This window comes from Leuconostoc holzapfelii, from assembly GCF_012396485.1.
Classification (GTDB): domain Bacteria; phylum Bacillota; class Bacilli; order Lactobacillales; family Lactobacillaceae; genus Leuconostoc; species Leuconostoc holzapfelii.
Map to the genome: position 1 here is coordinate 20,589 of NZ_JAAXPO010000010.1, position 21,333 is coordinate 41,921.

Sequence of the window (21,333 nt, forward strand, 5' to 3'; positions counted from 1 at the left end):
CGCTAGATATTATGAAACCAAGAAAAATACCTATGCGAAAAGACATCGTTACCGGTGAAATGTTTCCTAAAAAAGAACTTGTTCGTGTCGTTCGCGATAAAGAAGGACATGTCAGTTTAGACCCAACATCAAAAGCCAATGGTCGCGGTGCTTATATCGGTTTAGATCGTGAAATTGCAGCGACTGCAAAAAAGAAGCGCATCTTTGATAAAGCCTTTGAGGTGAAAATTCCCGATGCGTTTTATGATGAACTCATTGCTTATGTGGATCATCAACAAGCACGACGGGAGTTGTTTGGTGATAAGTAAAGACGACCAAATTTTAAATTTACTTGGCTTAGCCATGCGTGCCGGTAAGTTAGTGTTGGGCTCTGACTCGACATTAACAGCAATTCGCGGCAATAAGGTGCAAATGGCCTTTTTCCCTAGCGATGGTGGTCAAAGTCAAGCTAAAAAATTCGCTGATAAATCAGCATTCTATCAAGTCACACTGATTCAAGACTATACCAAGGCGCAATTAACCGATGCAATCGGCGTAAATCGCAGTGTATTTGCGATTGCGGATCGCGGTTTTAGTCGCAAAATTAAACAATTAATTTCAGAAAAGGAGCGGAACTAAATGGCAGAAGAAAAGAAATTCTCAGGCTCAAACCGTCCTGCACGAAAACAGGCAGTCCCAGAACGTAAGGAGTTGCCCGCATCACAACGCCGCCACGCGGCAAAATTGACAGAAGGATCAGCAGCGTCACAATCAAGTGCTGGTTCACGTTCAAGCCGTCCCGCACGTCCAAATAATGGCCAAGGACAGACGCGTAACGCCTCACGTCCAAATGGTGCTGCTGCAAGTCGCCCAAACAATGCTGGTCAAAACCGCAATGCGCGCCCTGGTTCACGTATGCAACCAACTGGTGGTCGCCCTGAAATTCGTGAAAAGAAGAGCTGGTCAACGAAGCCACGTGAAGGCCAAGTGGATTACTCAAAGCAAACGGATAACAGTTTGAAGCAATACGTGAGTGAAAACGAAAAGCGTAAGCAAGCGGCTGCCGCTGCAAAAGCACCCAAAAAGCCAGCCACGCCAGCAAAGCCTGCGGCGAAGCCAGCTGAAGCCAAGAAACCAGCAGCACAAGCCACTACGACAACAGCGGCTGCCGGCACTGGTAAGTTTGGCGGTGCTTTGGCATCAGGCAACAACTCAGCACGTAACAACTCACGTAAGCGCAACACTACTGGTACTGGGCAACAAACACCGCGCCGTAATGATAAGCCACGTGGTTCAAAGAAGTCACGTCGCATTGCGGCTAAGAAGGGGCCAGTCACACCAGTGACTGAACGTAAGGAACAGCCGCTACCACAAGTATTGGAATACCGTGTGGGGATGAACGTGCAAGACTTGTCTAAGTTGTTGCACCGTGATACAGCTGAAATTATCAAGAAGTTGTTCCTTTTGGGCATCGTCACTAACCAAAACCAATCATTGGATTCAGATACCATTGAAATTTTGGCGGCAGATTATGGCATTGACGCCCAAGTGAAAGAAGACGAGGACGTGGCCGATATCGACAAGTTCTTTGATGATGAAAACATCGATGAAGATAAGTTGGTATCACGTCCACCAGTTGTTACCATCATGGGACACGTCGATCATGGTAAGACAACGTTGTTGGATTACTTGCGTAACTCAAATGTGACTGAAGGTGAAGCCGGCGGTATCACTCAACACATTGGTGCTTATCAAACGCAACTTAACGGTAAGACAATTACCTTCTTGGATACACCAGGTCACGCGGCCTTTACGGAAATGCGTGCGCGTGGTGCTAACGTGACTGATTTGACGATTTTGGTTGTGGCCGCCGATGACGGTGTTATGCCACAAACTATTGAAGCTATCAACCACGCCAAGGCGGCTGAAACACCAATTATCGTGGCAGTGAACAAGATTGATAAGCCAGGTGCGAACCCGGATGACGTCATGAACCAATTGATGGCCTATGATTTGGTGCCGGAAGAATATGGTGGCGACACAATCTTTGTTAAGATTTCTGCGAAGTTTGGTCAAAACGTTGACGAATTGCTAGAAATGATCTTGTTGCAAGCCGAAGTGCTTGAATTAAAGGCTGATCCAGATATGCCAGCACGTGGTTCAGTTGTTGAAGCACGTTTGGATAAGGGGCGTGGTCCAGTTGCGACAGTCTTGGTACAACAAGGGACAATGCGCGTCGGTGACCCCATTGTTGTGGGAAACACTTATGGTCGTGTCCGGACAATGACGAATGAACGTGGTGTTGAACTAGAAGAAGCTTTGCCAGCAACACCGGTACAAATTACTGGTTTGAACGATGTGCCACAAGCTGGTGATCGCTTTATCGTCATGGCGGATGAAAAGACAGCCCGCGCTGCCGGTGAAGAACGTGCCAAGCGTGCACAAGAAGCAGTGCGTAATTCAGGTTCTGTCGTGACTTTGGATACCTTGTTTAGTACAATGTCTGAAAAGGCCATGAAGACAGTCCCAGTTATCGTGAAGGCCGATGTGCAAGGTTCTGTTGAGGCCCTTTCCGGCTCATTGAAGAAGATTGAAGTTGATGGCGTGCGTGTGGATATTATCCATACAGCTGCTGGTGCGATTAATGAATCTGATGTGACGTTGGCATCAGCTTCTGGTGCGATTATTATTGGCTTTAACGTCCGTGCAACACCATTGGCGAAGGCACAAGCAGACACTGATAAGGTAGATATTCGTTTCTATAACGTGATTTATAACGCCATTGATGATGTCGAAGCAGCCATGAAGGGTCAACTTGAACCTGTTTATGAAGAAAAGGTTATCGGAACAGTCCTTGTGAAGGAACTCTTCAAGTTCTCTAAGGTCGGTATTATTGCCGGTGCCATGGTTGAAGAAGGTAAGATTACCAAGGATTCAAAGGTTCGTATCATGCGTGACAGCGTTGTAGTTTATGACGGCGAAGTAGCCTCATTGCAACGTGGTAAGGACGCAGTGAATGAAGTGAAGATGGGTTATGAATTTGGCTTCACAGTGGCCAAGTATAACGATATTCGTGTTGGTGATGTTGTTGAATCATATATCATGGCCGAAGTGAAGGTTAAGTAAGCCATTAGGCATGAACAACGTATAAGTAAGAAATGGGGGCACGAGTTATGGCTAATCCACAACGTGCAGGTCGCCTCGCACAAGAAATTCAACGTGATGTCACAGATCTTTTGTTGAAGCGGATCAATGATCCACGGGTACAAGATGTGACTGTAACGAGTGTTGAATTATCTGGTGATTTGCAAATTGCAACAATTTATTATTCAATTTTGTCTGATTTGGCAAGTGCTGGGCAAAAGGCACAAGCTGGTTTGGAAGCGTCAAGTGGCTTAATTCGTAAAGAATTGGGTGCACGCTTGACAGTTTACAAAACACCAGAATTGCGTTTTGTGCGTGATCAATCAGTCCAATATGGGAATCACATCGAAGATTTGATTCGCAAGCTTCATTCAGAAAATTAAGAAATAATGAACAAATCAACGCTACGCCAAAAGGGGTAGCGTTTTTTGTGTTAAAATAGACTTACGCTAATTTGACTAAAAATGAGGACTTCAAACATGACAAGCTTGCCGCAACCGTTAAATCCAATCATCACCGATCTTGCACCGGATCGGTTATTAGGATTTCAAGCGCAAGTCAGAGACATCCCTGGCATTTTAAAACTGACCTTTGGTGAGCCAGGTTTTGCAGTAGATGAACGGATTAAGGCAGCCGCAGTTGCAGCGATTCATAACGATCGTTCACATTATGCTGAAAGCCAAGGTGAGCGCGCCTTACGTTTGGCAGCGGTCGATTATTTTAATCAAACCTATCATTTGAATTATGCTGGCGAAGAAAACGTGATTGTGACCCTTGGTGTGAGTGAAGCAATCAACGTGGTTTTGCTGACATTGTTAGGTGACCAAGATGGGTTACTGGTACCAGAACCCGCTTATGGGCCTTACTTCACGTCACTTGCCATTGCACGCGGCACGCGGATCGGGATTGATACAACAGCTAATCGTTTTAAGTTGACACCACAAATGATTGATGACGCAGTAGCCAATGCGAAAGTGCCGGTACGCGCTATTTTAATGAATTATCCTAATAACCCAACCGGTGTGACTTATTCGCGGGATGAAATCATGGCCTTGGCAGCGACATTTAAAAAACATGGCATTTGGGTTATTTCTGATGAAATTTATGCGGTCTTGACCTATGATCAAGCGCACGTGTCTTTTGCAGAAATTTTGCCAGAACAAACGATTTACATCAACGGCTTATCTAAGTCTCATGCCATGACGGGGTACCGTGTCGGCTTTATTTTAGGCAGCGCAGCAGTGATTGCGCAAATGCAAAAAGTTCATGGGGCGCTAACATTTGCCATTCCGACATTCATACAAGATGCAGCGTTAGTGGCTTTACGCGATGTGACGGACACTCCCCTTGCAATGCGGGCACAATACAAGGCACGTCGGGATCGCGTTTTACCACAATTAACAGCGTTGGGCTTTGATGTGGTCCAGCCTGAAGGGGCCTTTTATCTCTTTGCCAAGTTACCCGCCGATTTAGGCGATGATGGCGACGCATTTGCGTTAGCGTTGGCTCAGCAAGGGAAGGTTGCCGTTATGCCGGGCTCTGGCTTTAGTACGGCAGCAAAGGCCTATATTCGGATTTCTTATGCGGCATCAGATGCGGACTTGACCGAGGGTATGCGGCGAATGACTGCGTATATTAACCAATTACGTGGGAAATAACTGAGAGGTAATTTATGAACTGGTGGCAAAATTTATTTATTTCATCCAGCAAACACCCAACAATTAAATCAACCGGGCAGATCAATGCCACGCACATTGCGCGCAATTCAGAATTGCCAGTCGTCGTTGCACCAGTGACCGGCCAATTACAAAAAATTGTGGTGGAGAAAGAACAATTAAACCATCGCAATGGTTTTATGATGATTCCAAACGGTAATAATTTAATGTCACCAGTTTCTGGCATCGTTATTGAGGCAAACCCACGGGCCGTGACAATTCAAAATGAGCGTTATGGTAAGGTGGTTGTTCAAGTCATTTCTCAAGATCATCGCGATGTGCGGTTAGCAGCATACGGCACGGGGCAACAATTACATGCGGGCGATTTGATCGGTGCAGTGCGCCAAGCAGAACAACCCGTACAAGTTTATGTTTTATTTGAAGACCAAGTGACACCAAATGTTAACTATGGTGCCGTGTACGCTGGCCAAAACATTTGGCGTCAGCAAGAGGCGACAGATGATGAAGAATAACCCTGTTGACGGTGTCATTGTTGTAAACAAACCAAAAGGGGTCACGTCCTTTGATGTGGTGGCTAAAGTGCGCCGTGCAGTTGGGCAAAAAAAGGTTGGCCACGCCGGTACGTTAGATCCCAATGTTGATGGTGTATTAGTTGTTGCTTTGGGGAAAGCAACAAAGCTCATTGATGAACTTCAGTCGCGACCAAAACGTTATATTGGCGAAATTACCTTAGGATTTGCAACGGAAACGGAAGATTTGGATGGGGCAGTTATTGCAGAACAACCGATTAAAACACCGTTTTCAGATGAGGCAATTGATCAAGCCATTCAAGCCCTAAATGGTGATATTGAACAAGTGCCACCCATGTTTTCAGCAGTCAAGGTGGCGGGTAAGCGATTATACGAATATGCTCGAGCCGGTGAAACCGTGACACGACCAGTGCGTGCGGCAACAATTTACGACTTTCATCGTACCTCACCAATTACTTTTAATCAGGCGCAACAAACGTTTCAATTTGAAGCAACGGTGTCTAAAGGCACCTATATTCGCACCTTAGCGGCCGATACGGGTAAGCAACTTGGGGTACCCGCCACCATGACAAGTTTGACGCGGACCATGGGTAGTGGCATGGATTTATCACAAGCTGTTGATTTAGCACAAATCATTGCCATGGATCGTGAAGCGGTGTTGACTCATGTGGTGCCAGTGAAAACAATATTAACATGGCCAGTTAAGGCATTAACTGATGATGAATGGTTTGCTGTCAAAAATGGGCAAAAAATAACCAGCTGGCCAGCAAGCGATGCTTATTTACAACTGACTTATCAAGGGGAGTTAAAAGCGGTATATGCCTATGATACCGCTGATCAACACTGGCAATCTCGCTATGTGTTTACAAATGAATAATATGGTTGAAACAATTTATTTACATTATCCAATTCAAAATTTACCAACTCCTGAGCGACAAGTTGTCACGATGGGCTTTTTTGATGGCGTGCATTTAGGGCATCAAGCGGTTATCCGACAAGCTAAAGCGACGGCAACACGTTTAGGCTTACCTTTGGCTGTTTTAACCTATGATCCGCATCCTGTGATTGTTTTTAAGGCTTTGACTAGCCCATTACATTATTTAACGCCAATCGATCAAAAGATCGCAGCATTTGAAGCGTTAGGTGTGGATCGGGTGTATGTGATGCGTTTTACATCACAGTTGGCCCAGCTGCCACCACAACAATTCGTCGATGACGTCCTGATGGCCTTGCAGCCAGCAGCTGTGGTCGCAGGTTTTGATCATTTATATGGTAGCCATGAAGAAACAGCAAACATGCAAGCGTTACCGCTGTACGCGGCTAACCGATTTGAAGTGATCACCGTCCCAGCGTTTGAAGAGGCCGCCCAAAAAGTTGGCTCTTCAGGGATTCGCCGCGCACTAGATGCTGGGGATATGACGACGGTCAATCGTCAACTCGGACGTGTGCATCAAACCACTGGGATGGTGGTGCATGGCGAAGCCCGCGGGCGTGAATTAGGCTTTCCAACAGCCAATATCCAAACACCAGAATTAGAATGGTTACCAGGCATTGGCATTTATGCCGTTGGTATCCAGATTGCTGGGACGTGGTACCAAGGGATGGCAAGTATCGGCCGCAATGTAACGTTTGGCGATGCGCGGCCAATTACCGTTGAGATTAATATTTTAGATTTCAAACAAGCTATTTACGGCGAGGCGGTCACGGTCGCGTGGCATCATTATTTACGTGGGGAAGTGAAATTTACCACAGTACCGGATTTAATCGACCAACTCAAACAGGACGAACAGGCGACACGCCGCTATTTTGAAACCCTTAACACGCGTTAAGGGTTTTTATTTGGCACTCAAATAAAAAGAGTGCTAAAGAACTTGCATTTTTTGGAAAAAGGTGTATCATAATAGATGTTAGCAGTTGGTATCTATGAGTGCTAAAACGGAGGTGGTGGCATGCTAACAGAAAGACAAAAATTAATTTTAGGCGCCATCATTTACGAATACACACAAACTGCACGCGCAGTTGGGTCGAAAAGTTTGCAAGAACAACTTGACATTAAAGTGAGTTCGGCAACGATTCGTAATGAAATGGCGGCACTAGAAGCTGCTGATCTTATCAAAAAATTGCATACGTCTGCGGGGCGTGTCCCATCACGTGCAGGGTATCGTTATTATCTGGATCATTTGATGACGACACGCACCGCAACTCATCAAGATGTCGCTATGGTCATGCAATCTTTTCGTGGCATATTTCATGAAATTGATGACTTGCTGGACGAATCAGCTCGCACGCTATCAGAATTGACCGGCGCAACAGCCTTAATTCTCAAGCCTAAACGCTTAAATGTTAAGGTGTCGGGCTTCCGTTTGGTACCTTTAGAAAATCATCAATTGATTGCAGTATTGGTCACCAGTGACGGCAAGGTGACGAGTCAGACGTTCAAACTACCGCGTGAATTGGCTGTTTCGTCATTGGATAGCATGGTGAAGTATATCAACGATCAAATGATCGGACATCCAATTTTGGAAGTTTTGCGGTTGATGCAGTCAGAAGAGTTACCAACTCAAATGAATCGTGTCATCAAGACACCTGCGGCATTTTTGCAGTTGTTCGGTGATGTCTTAGCACGATCAATTGGTGATAACGTGCATATTGGCGGCCGGTTAAACGTTTTAGATTTCGGGGAAAACGTAGACGAAACGAAGAAAGTGAAGCAATTGCTAGAATTTCTCTCGTCAGCACCGGATATTAGACGCGTCGCTACGGCGCAGCCACACCATGTCACTATCAAGATTGGTCAAGAGATTGGTGAGCCGTTACTGAAACAGTTTAGTTTGATTACCAGCGCTTTCCAAGTGCCAAATCAAGGCGATGGGGTCATTGCCCTGCTCGGACCCATTCGAACAGCTTATGGCCGAAATATCTTGTTGATGGATGCATTTGGTGAAGCGTTGAGCCAGAAAATGCTGGAATATACATAAATTAGGAGGTCACCCACGTGGCAGACGAAGTGAAAGAAACAGTGAACCCAGAAGAAGAAGTTGTAACAGAAGACGTGACAACAGATGATGAAGCTGTGACAGAACAAATCGAAGCGGATGCAGATGCGTTACAAGCTGAAGCAACCCCAGAGGCAAGCCAAGTTGCAGCTCTTGAAGCAAAAGTTGCTGAATTAGAAGATAAGCTTTTGCGTTCACAAGCAGAAATTCAAAATATTCAACAACGTCATGCACGCGAAGTGCAAAACGTCCGCAAGTATGACGGTCAGAAATTGGCTGGGGCAGTTTTACCAGCCGTTGATAACCTTGAACGGGCATTGCAAGTTGAAGCAGATGATGCGGTGACCAAGCAAATTAAAACAGGCGTTGAAATGACGTTGAAGACATTAGTTCAAGCATTGACAGATAACGGTATTTCAGCAACGGGTGAAGTTGGTGAAGCCTTTGATCCAACAAAGCACCAAGCCATTCAAAGTGTTGACTCAGAAGACGTTGCGTCTGATGAAATTGCCTCAGTTTTGCAAAAGGGCTACATGATTCAAGACCGTGTTTTGCGACCAGCCATGGTTGCTGTTGCAAAATAAGGTCAATTGCCATGGTGATTCAGCGTCAGCACCACACCTTAAAAAGATAAAAATAGTTGATTAAAAAGTAAAGGAAGAATAAATTCATGTCAAAGATTATCGGTATTGATTTAGGAACAACAAACTCAGCAGTTGCCGTCCTTGAAGGTGGCGAACCAAAAATCATCACAAACCCAGACGGTGGTCGTACCACGCCATCTGTTGTCTCATTTAAGAACGGTGAAACCCAAGTTGGTGACGTGGCTAAGCGTCAAGCCATCACAAACCCAGACACCATTATCTCAATTAAGTCACACATGGGTGAAGCTGGTTACAAAGTCACAGCTGACGGTAAGGACTACACACCACAAGAAATCTCAGCGATGATTTTGCAATACATCAAGGGTTACGCCGAAGATTACTTGGGTGAAAAGGTTGAAAAGGCTGTTATTACAGTGCCTGCCTACTTTAACGATGCCCAACGTCAAGCCACTAAGGATGCGGGTAAGATTGCTGGTCTTGAAGTTGAACGTATCATTAACGAACCAACGGCCGCTGCTTTGGCTTATGGTTTAGACAAGTTGGACAAGGATGAAAAGATTCTTGTTTACGACTTGGGTGGCGGTACATTCGATGTGTCTATCCTTGAATTAGGCGATGGTGTCTTTGAAGTTTTGTCAACAAACGGTGACACACACCTTGGTGGTGATGACTTCGATAACAAGATTATTGATTTCTTGGCTGCACAATTTAAGGCGGATAATGGTATTGACTTGAAGGCTGACAAGTTGGCTTTGCAACGTTTGAAGGATGCCGCAGAATCAGCTAAGAAGACATTGTCTTCTGCAAACGAAGCACAAATTGACTTGCCATTTATCGCTTCTGGTGATCAAGGCCCATTGCACTTGCAAACATCATTGTCACGTGCAAAGTTCAATGAATTGACAGCTGACTTGATCAAGAAGGCGGAACAACCTGTCTTGAACGCTTTGAAGGATGCTGGTTTGTCATTCTCAGACATCGATGAAGTTATCTTGAATGGTGGTTCAACACGTATCCCTGCCGTACAAGAATCAGTTAAGAAGTTGACTGGTAAGGAACCTAACCACTCAATTAACCCTGATGAAGCGGTTGCCCTTGGTGCCGCAGTTCAAGGTGGTGTGATCACTGGTGATGTGAAGGATGTTGTCTTGTTGGATGTGACACCTTTGTCATTGGGTATCGAAACAATGGGTGGTGTCTTCACAAAGTTGATCGATCGTAACACCACAATCCCAACTTCAAAGTCACAAGTCTTCTCAACTGCTGCTGATAACCAACCAGCCGTTGATATCCATGTCTTGCAAGGTGAACGCTCAATGGCTGCCGACAACAAGACTTTGGGACGTTTCCAATTGTCAGATATTCCTGCTGCAAAGCGTGGTGTACCACAAATCGAAGTGACATTTGACATTGACCGTAACGGGATTGTCTCTGTTTCTGCCAAGGATTTGGGTACACAAAAGGAACAAAAGATTACCATCCAAGCCGCTGGTGGTTTGACTGATGAAGAAATCGAACAAATGATGAACGATGCCAAGGCCAATGAAGAAGCCGACGCAAAGAAGAAGGAAGCTGTTGATACACGCAACGAAGCTGACCAATTGATCTTCTCAACGGAAGCGACACTTGAAGAAGTGGGCGACAAGTTGGGTGATGATGACAAGAAGGCAACACAAGAAGCGCTTGAAGCATTGAAGCAAGCCAAAGAAGCTGCTGCCGCTGATGATGCAGATTTGACTGATTTGAAGGCAAAGTCAGAAGAATTAGCCAAGGCTGCACAAGAACTTGCAATGAAGCTTTATCAACAAGCTGCCCCACAAGAAGGCGCTGAAGGTGAAGCTAAGCCAAAGGATGATAACACGGTTGATGGCGACTTCGAAGAAGTAGACCCATCAAAGAAGTAATCATTTCGATGATATATCAGTAACATGCGTCACTGATGAATAGGCGAACCGCATTCGATTGGATGCGGTTCGTGTACATAATATGAAAAAGGAGCGGGCTGTTGAATAATACAGAATATTATGACCGTCTTGGTGTTGATAAGAATGCGAGCCAAGATGATATTAAAAAAGCATACCGAAAGCTATCAAAAAAGTATCATCCTGACTTGAACCAAGAACCAGGTGCCGAAGAAAAATATAAGGGCGTGCAAGAAGCTTTTGAAACATTAGGTGACCCACAAAAGCGTGCCCAATATGATCAATTTGGTCCCGCAGGGGCCAATGGTGGTTTTGGTGGACAAGGTGGCTTTGGTGGCTATCAACAAGGCGGCTTTGGCGACTTTTCCGATTTGGGTGATATCTTCAGCCAAATGTTTGGTGGCGGCTTTGATCCCAACCGACCACGTAAAGGTCAAGATTTGCAGTATCGTATGCGCTTGAGCTTTGAGGAAGCGGTTTTTGGTAAAGAAGAAACCATCAAGTTTAACCGTGGTGATGGGCCACACGAAATTAAGGTCACGGTGCCAGCCGGTGTTGAAACGGGTCAACAGATGCGTTTGGCTGGTCAAGGTGAAGAGGGTGCCAATGGTGGCCCACGTGGTGATTTGTTCGTGGTCTTCCAAGTCGCACCGTCAAAGGATGGCTTTGAACGCGATGGCGCCGATGTTTTCTTGGAACAAAAGTTGAGCTTTACCAGTGCAGCCTTAGGAGATGAAATTCAAATTAAGACCGTGCATGGTGACGTGAAGTTGAAGATTCCTGCCGGCACGCAAACTGGTAAGCAGTTCCGTTTGCGCGGCAAGGGTGCCCCACGTTTGCGTGGCACAGGGAATGGTGACCAATATGTCACAATCTTTGTTGAAGTGCCAACAACGTTGACAAAGGACCAGAAGAAAGCCTTAGAAGTCTTTCAAGAAGCGATGACTGGTAAAAAGAAAAAGAGTTTCTTTGATAAATTAGAAGAATTAGCAGATTAAGTCAAAAAGCACGCGAGATGGCGTGCTTTTTTGTGTCATAATGAAAATTTCATAAGATTGTGGTATAGTAAAATTTAATTTTAACGACAAAGGAGAGCGCCATGCGCTTAAAAGCTCAATTAGCTGGTTTGACACATTTACAAACAGAACGCTTAGTTTTACGACCGGTAGCATTGGAAGATGTTGAGGCGATGTATGACTATTTACAAGATGAGGAAACGGTACGGTTCATCACCGTTCCACCAGTTAAAACACGTCAAGAAGTTCTAGAAAATAGCATTCAAGGTTATTTCATGCTTGATCCGATAGGTAAGTGGGCGATTGTTTATGATCAAAAAATGGTTGGCACCATTGATTTACGGCTTAATGAGGCGCACCGACAGGCAGAGATTGGCTATGTTCTCAATCAAAATTATTGGGGACGCGGGATCATGCCAGAAGCCGCCGCAGCAATTTTGGCCGTTGGCTTTGACGAGTTAAAGCTTGTCCGAATCTTTTCAGAACATGATGTCCGCAACCCAAAATCTGGCCGCGTGATGACCAAGATTGGTATGCAACAAGAGGGCGTCGCTTATAAATCACAAATTATAAAGGGTGAAGTGGTGGATATGGTACATTACGGCATCACCGATACGCAATACCAAGCAAAAAAGTCACAGGCGAACCTGTGACTTTTTAATCGATGTATTTAGTCTCATCATCAACTTCCCAAGGGGATTTCATATCAATGTGATCGTAGTATAAGTGACCATGGAGATGATCAATTTCATGTTGAAAGACGATTGCTGGATAGTCACGCAACTTAATCGTTTTTGTTTCACCTTGTTCGTTTTGATAACGCACAGTGATGCGATTGGCCCGTGGTACAAAGCCTGGCACATCTTCATCCACTGACAAGCACCCTTCACCAACATCTAAGGCGGCACGCTTAACGGATTCTGAAATAATCACTGGGTTAAAGATGGTGCCTTTAAAGTAAGGTTCTTCATCGTGTTCATGTGGATCAAGTGACGGAATCAAAACAGCGGCCATTTGGAGTGACTCACCAACTTGTGGGGCAGCCAAACCAACCCCTGGGCGAAGCCCGTACTTTTCGTTTTGTGTCTCATCTTGAGAGATGACAAGATAAGTCATCATATCTTCAGCCAATTGCGCATGGTCTTTGCTCAGTGGAAACGGCACTGATGCGGCAACTTGTCTGAGCACTGGATCGCCATCACGCGTGATTTTGTCCATTGTAAATCGAATTGTCATGTATTTTCACCTCTTTAATAGTATATCAAACTGCACAACATGTTAAAATAGACCTATGAGTGAAAATTATACCTTACCAATTGATAGTAGTTGGACTGTTGACGAGATTGTGGCGGTTTCAAATTTTATTGATAGTGTCTTGGCGGTTTATGAGACTGGTGTTGCCAAGGCCACATTAATGGCGCACTACGCCCAATTTCGCGATGTGATGCCAGCTAAAAGTGAACAAAAGCAATTTGACCGGGATTTTGAACGCCAAACAGGGCGCAGCATTTACCAGACAATGAAACTTGCCCAAACCACGACAAAAGATCGGGTGCGGGGATGACATTAAGCCAGTTTGAAATACAAGAAATTGACCAAACCGTTCTGCTGTGGCTTGATGAAGCCCGGAAACAAACATTGGCAGCCATGGCCCAACAATTGGACGTGGGCACCAAAAGCAATCGTCGCGATTTGGTGACAAACGTTGACCAAGCCAATGAAGCCTTTTTAAACGCAAAAATTCGTGCTTTTGACCCTGAGGCCCATATTGTGAGTGAAGAGGGATTTGGCGATCATCAGCTAGACATGCAAGGTAATGTCTGGTTTGTGGATCCGATTGATGGCACGATGAACTTTGTCAAAGAGCAAACGGATTTTGCCATCATGATTGGCTTTTATGTCGGGAGCCAACCTGTTTTAGGTTGGATTTTGGATGTGGTGAACAACGTGGTTTATCACGGTGGGCCTGAAATTGGGGTTTATGCTAACCAATTGCGCATCAGCGCGCCCAAAAACGAACCTTTGGCAGAAGGCTTGGTTTTGTTAAGTGGTGCACGGTTGCTTTATGGCATGTTTGGTTATGACGAAATTGCCAAGGCCGCTTTAGGCTTTCGCATTATCGGGGCCGCAGGGCCATCGTTTATTCGCGTCATTTTAGGGCAAGCCGTCGGCTATTCCTCAAAAATGATGCCGTGGGATTTTGCAGCCGGGCAAGTTTTAGCAAAAACACTGGGTTTATCTGTTTCAGATATTGACGGTCAGCCACTAGATATGTTATCATCAAACATAGTATTAGTGGCTACAAATCGTGCGCATCGTGATATTTTAACGTTGCATCAAAGCTAGGGCACATTGGACCCTAGCTTTTACTATGAGATAAGTAGCATTAAATTAAAGGAGCACTAGGAAATTGGCAAATCGCGAAGATATTCGTAACATCGCTATCATCGCCCACGTCGATCACGGAAAGACGACGTTGGTTAACGAACTTTTGAAGCAATCAGATACATTGGACTCACGCAAGGAATTGGGTGATCGTGCGATGGATACAAACGACATCGAAAAAGAACGTGGTATCACGATCTTGTCAAAGAACACAGCTGTTAAGGTTGGCGACAAGCAAATCAACATCTTGGATACACCAGGACACGCGGACTTCGGTGGTGAAGTTGAACGTATCATGGGTATGGTTGATGGCGTTTTGTTGGTTGTTGATGCCTTTGAAGGAACCATGCCACAAACACGTTTCGTGTTGAAGAAGGCCTTCGAACAAAACTTGACACCAATTGTTGTTGTCAACAAGGTTGACCGTCCTGGTGCACGTCCTGAAGAAGTTGTCGATGAAGTGTTGGATTTGTTCATTGAACTTGGTGCCGATGAAGAAGACTTGGATTTCCCAGTGATCTTTGCGTCAGCTATGAACGGGACATCATCATTGTCACCAGATGTTGCGGATCAAGAACACACAATGACACCAGTCTTTGACAAGGTGTTTGAAACAATCCCAGCCCCTGTTGATAACTCAGACGAACCTTTGCAATTCCAAGTGGCGATGTTGGATTATAACGACTTCGTTGGTCGTATTGGTATCGGACGTGTGAAGCGTGGGACAATCAAGATTGGTGATAACGTTGAAGTGTTGAAGCTTGACGGTACATCACAATCATTCCGTGTGACAAAGCTTTCAGGTTTCATTGGTCTTGACCAAGTTGAAATCGAAGAAGCTAAGGCCGGTGATTTGATCGCTGTTTCTGGTATGGAAGATATCTCAGTTGGTGAAACTGTTGCTGACCCAGCACACCCAGAAGCTTTGCCAATTTTGCGTATTGACGAACCAACTTTGCAAATGACTTTCCGTCAAAACGACAGCCCATTTGCTGGTAAAGAAGGTAAGTTCGTGACTGCACGTCAAATCGAAGACCGTTTGCGTCGCGAATTGCACACTGATGTTTCTTTGCGTGTTGAAGACACAGATCAAGCTGGTGCTTGGTTGGTTTCAGGACGTGGTGAATTGCACTTGTCAATCTTGATTGAAACAATGCGTCGTGAAGGCTTCGAATTGCAAGCATCACGTCCACAAGTTATCTATCGTGACATCGATGGTGTGCAATCAGAACCATACGAATCAGTGCAAATTGACACACCTGATGAATATGCTTCAACAGTGATTGACTCATTGAACCAACGTAAGGGTGAAATGGAAAACATGGAATCTGTTGGTAATGGTCAAACACGTTTGACTTATATGGCACCTTCACGTGGTTTGATTGGTTATGCCACTGAATTCATGTCAGCAACGCGCGGTTATGGTATCTTCAACCACACATATGCTGAATATCGTCCAGTTGTCCGCAACTGGGAACCAGGCCGTCGTAACGGGGCGTTGGTTTCAATCAACCAAGGTACAACTTCTAACTACGCCATCATGGGTGTTGAAGACCGTGGACAAATGTTCGTCGGTGCCGGTGTTGAAGTTTATGAAGGTATGATCGTTGGTATGAACGCGCGTGACAATGACATCTCTGTCAACGTGACAAAGTTGAAGCCACAATCAAACGTGCGTTCATCAAACAAGGACCAAACAGCTTCAATCAAGACACCACGTGTCATGAACTTGGAAGCCAGCTTGGAATTCTTGAATGATGATGAATACGTTGAAGTAACACCTGAAAACGTTCGTATCCGTAAGGCAATCTTGAACACGGCTGAACGTGAAAAGGCTGCTAAGCGTCGTAAGGCATCAAAGTAATTTAATTTAACAAGAACCCTTTGTGGTTCTTGGTTATGGAGATATGGCACAATCTGGTACTGCAACGGACTCGAAATCCGTCGAGCCGCATTTCGCGGTGTGCGGGTTCAAATCCCGCTATCTCCTTAAGGGTATTTCATATACAGCCAAAATATGTACTAAAACGTTGATATATCAACGTTTTTTTGTTTCTCATCACGTAATAGAACATCTCACGCGGAGCCAAATTGGCGCCACGCTAAATTTGTCTTAACCTAAATGCTCAAGTGATTGTCACTCTGGATTAAAGGCGTAGCATGCGTTGTTCAGGAGTTTTAGGCCTAATCGGTGTGTCTTCACATATATGAGCAAGTAGTCCGGTTTCATTTAATGATTTTTCTCTATTGGGTGCTGCCAATGAAAATATCAGACGTTCTTCCCATGATGTTTGGGACAGTGTATTTCTAAACATCAACTTATGCTTATTGTGACATTCATTTTGTTGAGGTAACAGAGACGGCCTTTCTGGTCTTCTCGATTTAAAAATCATGCAACGTGAAGAGAATTTAAGGCGATCACATGCTGATGACGAGGACAAATACCAAGAGATCGTTAAGAAAGACAAGTTGACTGGCAAAATCTACACCACGTGGAAGAAAGTTTATTCCAGAACAGATGATGACAACAATGGAGGTGGTAGAGCACAGAACAAGCACTCACGGCCCGCTGATGATGAATTTATTCGGGTTCAGATGGATCCAGTCCTGAACAAGTTGAAAAGCCAACGAGAAGATATTCAGCGCTGGTTAACCACCTATGAACCTCACAAGCGAATGGTTGTAGGCTACTATTATTCCAGTAGGTTGATAACTTGGACTAAAGTTGCCAAAAAATATCATATATCTGAGCGTACTGCGATGGGGTGGCGTGCAGAAATCAAACACATATTAGGCGCAGTGCTATAATGCTGCATTTTTTGTGCAGTTTTATGGTTAATATATGGTGTAAATTTGTAGTGTTGAATGATTATAAGGTTGAACACTTCATTTAAATTCTAATCCAATTCATTTTTTCTGGTGGTATGATTAGTGACATGGACGAAAATAGCAGACAGAACAGTAAATGAAGGAAGAGGAAAAGTAATGACGTATCATCTTAATTTAAAAGAAACCGATAAGTTGGCATTTGTTGGTTATAAAGAAATCGATAAGGTGCTAGTTGTTTGTGATGATAAACCCGATCGTAATTTTTGGTATTTTACAAAAGACGGCAAGAAGCTTTCAGCGCAAGACATTGCAGATGTTCTAAAAACAACAAAATGGAATAACGCATTCGATGACGATGGTTATATCAGCAGTGACGCTGATGCCCGCTCAATAGACAACGAACTAAAACAACTTTAATTATTTAATTTGATCAATAAGCGTTTAGGCGCTTTTTATTTTGTGGTGATTTAAGGCCGTTATTAGGTTGTGAGAGAATAAAAGTGCGGAACTCTAATAATATTACGTTTCCTTTAATGGTATGATTATTGCTATTGGAGGATTGAAATGCAGAGGTTAGTAAAAATTATTAGTAACAAATGGACATATTTTATAATATTAGGATTGTTCATTGCTATTCCGGTAGTTATTCAAATTTCCCAAGCCTTTCTTGGCGATAAGACAACCCATGGTGATTGGTTAGGGTTTTGGGGTAGCTATTTGGGGATTATTCCAGCTGGTTTAATTACCTATTTTATGTATTTGAAAGAAAGGGAAATAGACAGAAAGAAAAATACGAGTGCGCTTTTAGTGAAAGATACCGATTTGTTCATTTCGCAATGTGAAGAAATAATCAGTGACATTGATAAGCTAGAAGAAAATGTCAACAACGCAATAAAACAGATGGGTTTTCTCCAACAGAAGTATGCGGTAAAGGAAAGTATTTGGCGTTTTCAAGATGAAATATCAACAATTTATGAGAAGGAAATACCTGCGGTAAACGATAATTTTAGAGACGATACTTTGGATGAAATAAACAAAATAGTGAAAAAATCCCTTGATTTAGTCGAAGAATCTCAAAATACAATCGAACTTCCAGATAAAGCATATTACGTGACTGACCGGTTGAAACCTATTAAACAAGCTTTAAAATACGAATTGGTTAATTCGAGAAAAGAACAACTCAAGGCAAAAAGGATGATACTTGAATAAGCGCATAAGCGCTTTTTATTTTGCAGTAAAACGTTGAAAGGAACACTTTATGGATGCGTACTGGACTTGCATATTTGCATTATTACTATCCTCAAGTATAGAAATTACCGTGGGAACAATTACACTGGTCTGTATTTATAAGTCGTTGTGTGCCATTAAAGAATTAATTGAAACCTATTTTGGTGTTTAGCTAAGGAGTCAGAAATGCAAGTCAGAACATGCAAACAATCTAATTGTCATAACTTAGCACCATTGCCACATTGGTATTGTGAAGCACATCGTGCGTTAGAGGATGATTACCTGAATTCACGCATGAAATATAGCCGAACGAGCAGTGATGCATACCGCAAACGTTACGATAAAGTGGACCGCAACGCGAACGAAGTTAAACGTTCACAAGTTAAGTTTTATCGTAGTAAGGTGTGGCAATCATTGCGAGAAGTAGTGTTAACCAAGCAGCATCTTTTGAACCAGAATTATTTAGATAATCGGTCAGAATATGTTGGAAGTTACACACCGGTAATATCGAGGCTTCTATAGAATAAAGGATGATTTATATGTTCACGACAAACACATAAGATTGGCTCTTTCGTATAATTACCTTTAAAAGAATAACTAGTTTTAGATTGAGAGAAAAGAATGAAAATTAGATATATTGCTTTAAGCATTCTGGGGACAGCAACGATTGTTGCTGGCGGTTTGGTATATTGGGGTAGCCAAAATCAAAAACCTATTCAAGCGGAAACCGCTAAGCAATCCCCTTCAACGATAAAAAAAAAGAGTGACACCAATGTTCTTGTTGCAAGTGGCGTTGACTACAAGATAATACAACCCAATGGTTTGGGTGGTGTTATTGCGCCACCTATTCCAATAAATAAGATAATGAGTAAAAAAGTTGCATTAGACGTTGTTGCTTCAACGCCAAACTTCAACCACTCGAAGTTAGTGCATATCAATCCTGATGGTGATAATTGGATTATCGAAGTTAATAATAAAGGGATTAATTACACAGTCACTCTTAATCATTATCAAGATAAGTATGGAACAATAGTAGTAAAAGATTTAACGAGTTATGGATTCACAATACCTGAAAAATATTATGCGCCTTACAGAGAGAAACAAGAAAGTATTAATACCGCGTTTTCCGCATCATTGGCTGCTGGGAATAACGGATCGACAAATAATAGCGATTCTGATGAGTATTATGTGAACGCATATGGGCATACTATCAAAAAAGGTGAGACTGATAACACAGGAATTGCGCAGCGAGATCGCGAAGCCCATGCTGCTGAACAAAGTGCGTCTAATCATACTGTAGATGACGGTTATGATTATGTATTGAACTTTTCTGATGGGACACAACGGTTAACAAATACAGCGCCAACGGGGCCTTATTGGCAAAAAGGCACAACTTCAGCGCCTGGTAGCAATCAAACGGGTAGGACGAATTTTAATCAAATAAAGCCGAGTGATCCAAGTCAAATGGAATCCTTCAACAATGATAATCAACAAAAAATTGACAATTCTAAATTGTATACAAATTCAAATTAAGGAAGAGAATACTAACTAGTTATTCCAACAAATGCCGTTGGCATCAAGTATGGTCAATATGGCGAAGTTTGGTTCAACGCAGATGCATTCTTGCGACTTTAATTAAATATATTTAAAGCCCGACTGGATTAAATTCTGGTCGGGTCTTTTTGTTTTTAGTAAATAACTGGTTTTATGCGGGATTATACATATTGTTACATATTAATAAACTCTTTCGGTGGAAAACCAGTATAGATATATCGAATCTTTTATAAAAGAAAATTTCAACAATGTTTTCTGTGGATGTAATATTAATTTATTTCATTTAATGCTAATGCATCTAATTCTTCATCTTTTATATTAATAAAAAATAAAAATTTACATTTTTAATCCTATTTTTGGTAATATAGGCGTATGAAGCAAAATATGTACAAAATCTATGTTCCGACAATGGTCGAAGATTCTAATGAAAAAGCATTTACAACTTTATCAAATTTTGATAAACAAGTTAATGCTACCTTAAATAGGTTAGATAGTACGGAATCAATGCTACCAGTTGTTTTTAGTTTTGAAAAATGTAAAGGATTGAGTACATATGCAATCGCATACATGGCAATTATTTCAAACTATATTAAGACAAGGGGGAGAAAACTTTTTTATAGTTGGGCAACAGCTACCGATGAAGTAAAAAAGGATTTTGAACTCAGCGGATTTATTAGTAGGTATTTTAAAAAATTCGTAGAAACATCACCATATATTCAAGATGAGGAACACAATGAAATTCAGTTCCGAGATTTTATCGGTAGTGAACTTGATGATATTATTGATGATGTTTTTGAGTATTTAGAAAAACAATGGTTTGAAAACATGCAATTTAAATTTGATGAAAGTTTATATAGCGAAATGGTAGGAAGTTTCGTAGAAATGTTTGCAAACGCAATTGAACACTCTGGAAATGGTCGCGATGTAGGTATTGCTGCATACGGTAAACTAAATAATAACGCAAGTGAAATATATCTTTGTATAGTAGATCGAGGAGTTGGCATTGTAAATAATGTCAAAAAGTATTGGGATAAACATCATGCTGAAGACGATACGCTTGATGATATACAAGCAATGAGATGGGCCTTAAAAGTAAATAATACCACTAGAGAGAAGAGGCTGGGTGGACAAGGTTTTAGTAATATTAGACAATTCATAAGGGCAAATCAGGGAAGTTTAGATATTTATTCAAATTCGGTGCACGCACGAATGGAAAGTGACTTGCCGGATAACATTACTTTAGCAAATGAAAGTTTCCCTGGAACGATGTTGATATTCAAGCTAAAAAATGCGCGAATACTTTACAAAAGAAAGGCTTAATAATATGACTACAACTTATAAGATTATGGCAGATTGTAAAATTAAACCGAACACCTTGCATAAAAAAACTGCAGAGACTTTAATGGTAATTGACTAAAATCAACCATAAAGGATCTGCAGCTTATGTCTTCTAGTTTATCAGCTCACGAA

The 21,333-nt window shown here is 42.8% G+C and carries 22 protein-coding genes and 1 tRNA gene; 22 read left to right on the forward strand and 1 reads right to left on the reverse strand.

Annotation, left to right across the window (positions count from 1 at the left end):
- The first annotated feature begins 11 nt into the window (after positions 1-11).
- From rnpM to HF966_RS08035, 13 genes are all read left to right on the forward strand, one after another.
- Positions 12-308 carry an RNase P modulator RnpM gene (rnpM, locus tag HF966_RS07975; RefSeq protein WP_168677749.1) on the forward strand — a complete coding sequence of 99 codons (297 nt, stop codon included), beginning with the start codon at positions 12-14 and terminating at the stop codon, positions 306-308.
- On the forward strand, positions 298-618 hold the full coding sequence (locus HF966_RS07980; protein WP_168677750.1) for a L7Ae/L30e/S12e/Gadd45 family ribosomal protein: 321 nt from the start codon (positions 298-300) through the stop codon (positions 616-618). Before rnpM ends, HF966_RS07980 begins: the two co-directional genes overlap by 11 nt.
- A complete protein-coding gene (infB, locus tag HF966_RS07985) occupies positions 619-3,105 on the forward strand; it encodes a translation initiation factor IF-2 (RefSeq protein WP_168677751.1) in 2,487 nt (828 codons plus the stop codon).
- A 47-nt stretch (positions 3,106-3,152) separates the two neighbouring features.
- Complete coding sequence (gene rbfA, locus HF966_RS07990; RefSeq protein WP_168677753.1) at positions 3,153-3,506, forward strand: 30S ribosome-binding factor RbfA; 354 nt, start codon at positions 3,153-3,155, stop codon at positions 3,504-3,506.
- 96 nt (positions 3,507-3,602) lie between these two features.
- Positions 3,603-4,781: an aminotransferase class I/II-fold pyridoxal phosphate-dependent enzyme gene (locus tag HF966_RS07995; protein WP_168677755.1), complete on the forward strand. Its 1,179-nt coding sequence runs from the start codon at positions 3,603-3,605 to the stop codon at positions 4,779-4,781.
- 14 nt (positions 4,782-4,795) lie between these two features.
- Positions 4,796-5,311, forward strand: coding sequence for a PTS sugar transporter subunit IIA (locus HF966_RS08000; protein WP_168677757.1), 516 nt, complete (start codon positions 4,796-4,798; stop codon positions 5,309-5,311).
- Entirely contained in the window at positions 5,298-6,206 is a 909-nt protein-coding gene (gene truB / locus HF966_RS08005; protein ID WP_168677759.1) for a tRNA pseudouridine(55) synthase TruB, read from the forward strand. The genes HF966_RS08000 and truB overlap by 14 nt, the downstream gene beginning before the upstream one ends.
- A gap of 1 nt (position 6,207) precedes the next feature.
- A complete protein-coding gene (ribF, locus tag HF966_RS08010; protein WP_168677761.1) occupies positions 6,208-7,158 on the forward strand; it encodes a riboflavin biosynthesis protein RibF in 951 nt (316 codons plus the stop codon).
- A gap of 120 nt (positions 7,159-7,278) precedes the next feature.
- Positions 7,279-8,307: a heat-inducible transcriptional repressor HrcA gene (hrcA, locus tag HF966_RS08015; RefSeq protein WP_168677763.1), complete on the forward strand. Its 1,029-nt coding sequence runs from the start codon at positions 7,279-7,281 to the stop codon at positions 8,305-8,307.
- Between the two features lie 17 nt (positions 8,308-8,324).
- The gene (gene grpE, locus HF966_RS08020; protein ID WP_168677765.1) at positions 8,325-8,909 is read left to right on the forward strand and encodes a nucleotide exchange factor GrpE; all 585 of its coding nucleotides are present in this window, start codon (positions 8,325-8,327) and stop codon (positions 8,907-8,909) included.
- A gap of 86 nt (positions 8,910-8,995) precedes the next feature.
- Entirely contained in the window at positions 8,996-10,834 is a 1,839-nt protein-coding gene (gene dnaK, locus HF966_RS08025) for a molecular chaperone DnaK (protein ID WP_168677767.1), read from the forward strand.
- A gap of 101 nt (positions 10,835-10,935) precedes the next feature.
- Positions 10,936-11,850 (forward strand): DnaJ C-terminal domain-containing protein, encoded by a 915-nt coding sequence (locus tag HF966_RS08030; protein ID WP_168677769.1) that lies wholly within the window; start codon positions 10,936-10,938, stop codon positions 11,848-11,850.
- A 101-nt stretch (positions 11,851-11,951) separates the two neighbouring features.
- Positions 11,952-12,521, forward strand: coding sequence for a GNAT family N-acetyltransferase (locus HF966_RS08035; protein ID WP_168677771.1), 570 nt, complete (start codon positions 11,952-11,954; stop codon positions 12,519-12,521).
- A 4-nt stretch (positions 12,522-12,525) separates the two neighbouring features.
- On the opposite strand, the gene def is transcribed toward HF966_RS08035, so the two are convergent.
- A complete protein-coding gene (gene def / locus HF966_RS08040) occupies positions 12,526-13,104 on the reverse strand; it encodes a peptide deformylase (RefSeq protein ID WP_168677773.1) in 579 nt (192 codons plus the stop codon).
- A gap of 55 nt (positions 13,105-13,159) precedes the next feature.
- Between def and HF966_RS08045 the strand changes: the two genes are divergently transcribed.
- The 9 genes from HF966_RS08045 (at position 13,160) to HF966_RS08085 (ending at position 21,183) form a co-directional block, all read left to right on the forward strand.
- A complete protein-coding gene (locus tag HF966_RS08045) occupies positions 13,160-13,432 on the forward strand; it encodes a UPF0223 family protein (protein WP_168677775.1) in 273 nt (90 codons plus the stop codon).
- On the forward strand, positions 13,429-14,214 hold the full coding sequence (locus tag HF966_RS08050; protein WP_168677777.1) for an inositol monophosphatase family protein: 786 nt from the start codon (positions 13,429-13,431) through the stop codon (positions 14,212-14,214). Before HF966_RS08045 ends, HF966_RS08050 begins: the two co-directional genes overlap by 4 nt.
- Before the next feature lie 64 nt (positions 14,215-14,278).
- Positions 14,279-16,117, forward strand: coding sequence for a translational GTPase TypA (gene typA / locus HF966_RS08055; RefSeq protein ID WP_168677779.1), 1,839 nt, complete (start codon positions 14,279-14,281; stop codon positions 16,115-16,117).
- 37 nt (positions 16,118-16,154) lie between these two features.
- A tRNA-Ser gene (locus tag HF966_RS08060) sits at positions 16,155-16,243 on the forward strand.
- A 401-nt stretch (positions 16,244-16,644) separates the two neighbouring features.
- Positions 16,645-17,061 carry a DUF722 domain-containing protein gene (locus HF966_RS08065; protein ID WP_168677781.1) on the forward strand — a complete coding sequence of 139 codons (417 nt, stop codon included), beginning with the start codon at positions 16,645-16,647 and terminating at the stop codon, positions 17,059-17,061.
- A 123-nt stretch (positions 17,062-17,184) separates the two neighbouring features.
- Positions 17,185-17,499, forward strand: a complete 315-nt coding sequence (locus HF966_RS08070) for a hypothetical protein (RefSeq protein WP_168677783.1) — start codon at positions 17,185-17,187, stop codon at positions 17,497-17,499.
- 147 nt (positions 17,500-17,646) lie between these two features.
- Complete coding sequence (locus HF966_RS08075) at positions 17,647-18,291, forward strand: hypothetical protein (protein WP_168677785.1); 645 nt, start codon at positions 17,647-17,649, stop codon at positions 18,289-18,291.
- 639 nt (positions 18,292-18,930) lie between these two features.
- A complete protein-coding gene (locus HF966_RS08080) occupies positions 18,931-19,842 on the forward strand; it encodes a hypothetical protein (protein WP_168677787.1) in 912 nt (303 codons plus the stop codon).
- Positions 19,843-20,235: 393 nt separating this feature from the next.
- On the forward strand, positions 20,236-21,183 hold the full coding sequence (locus HF966_RS08085; protein ID WP_168677789.1) for a sensor histidine kinase: 948 nt from the start codon (positions 20,236-20,238) through the stop codon (positions 21,181-21,183).
- Positions 21,184-21,333: the final 150 nt, after the last annotated feature.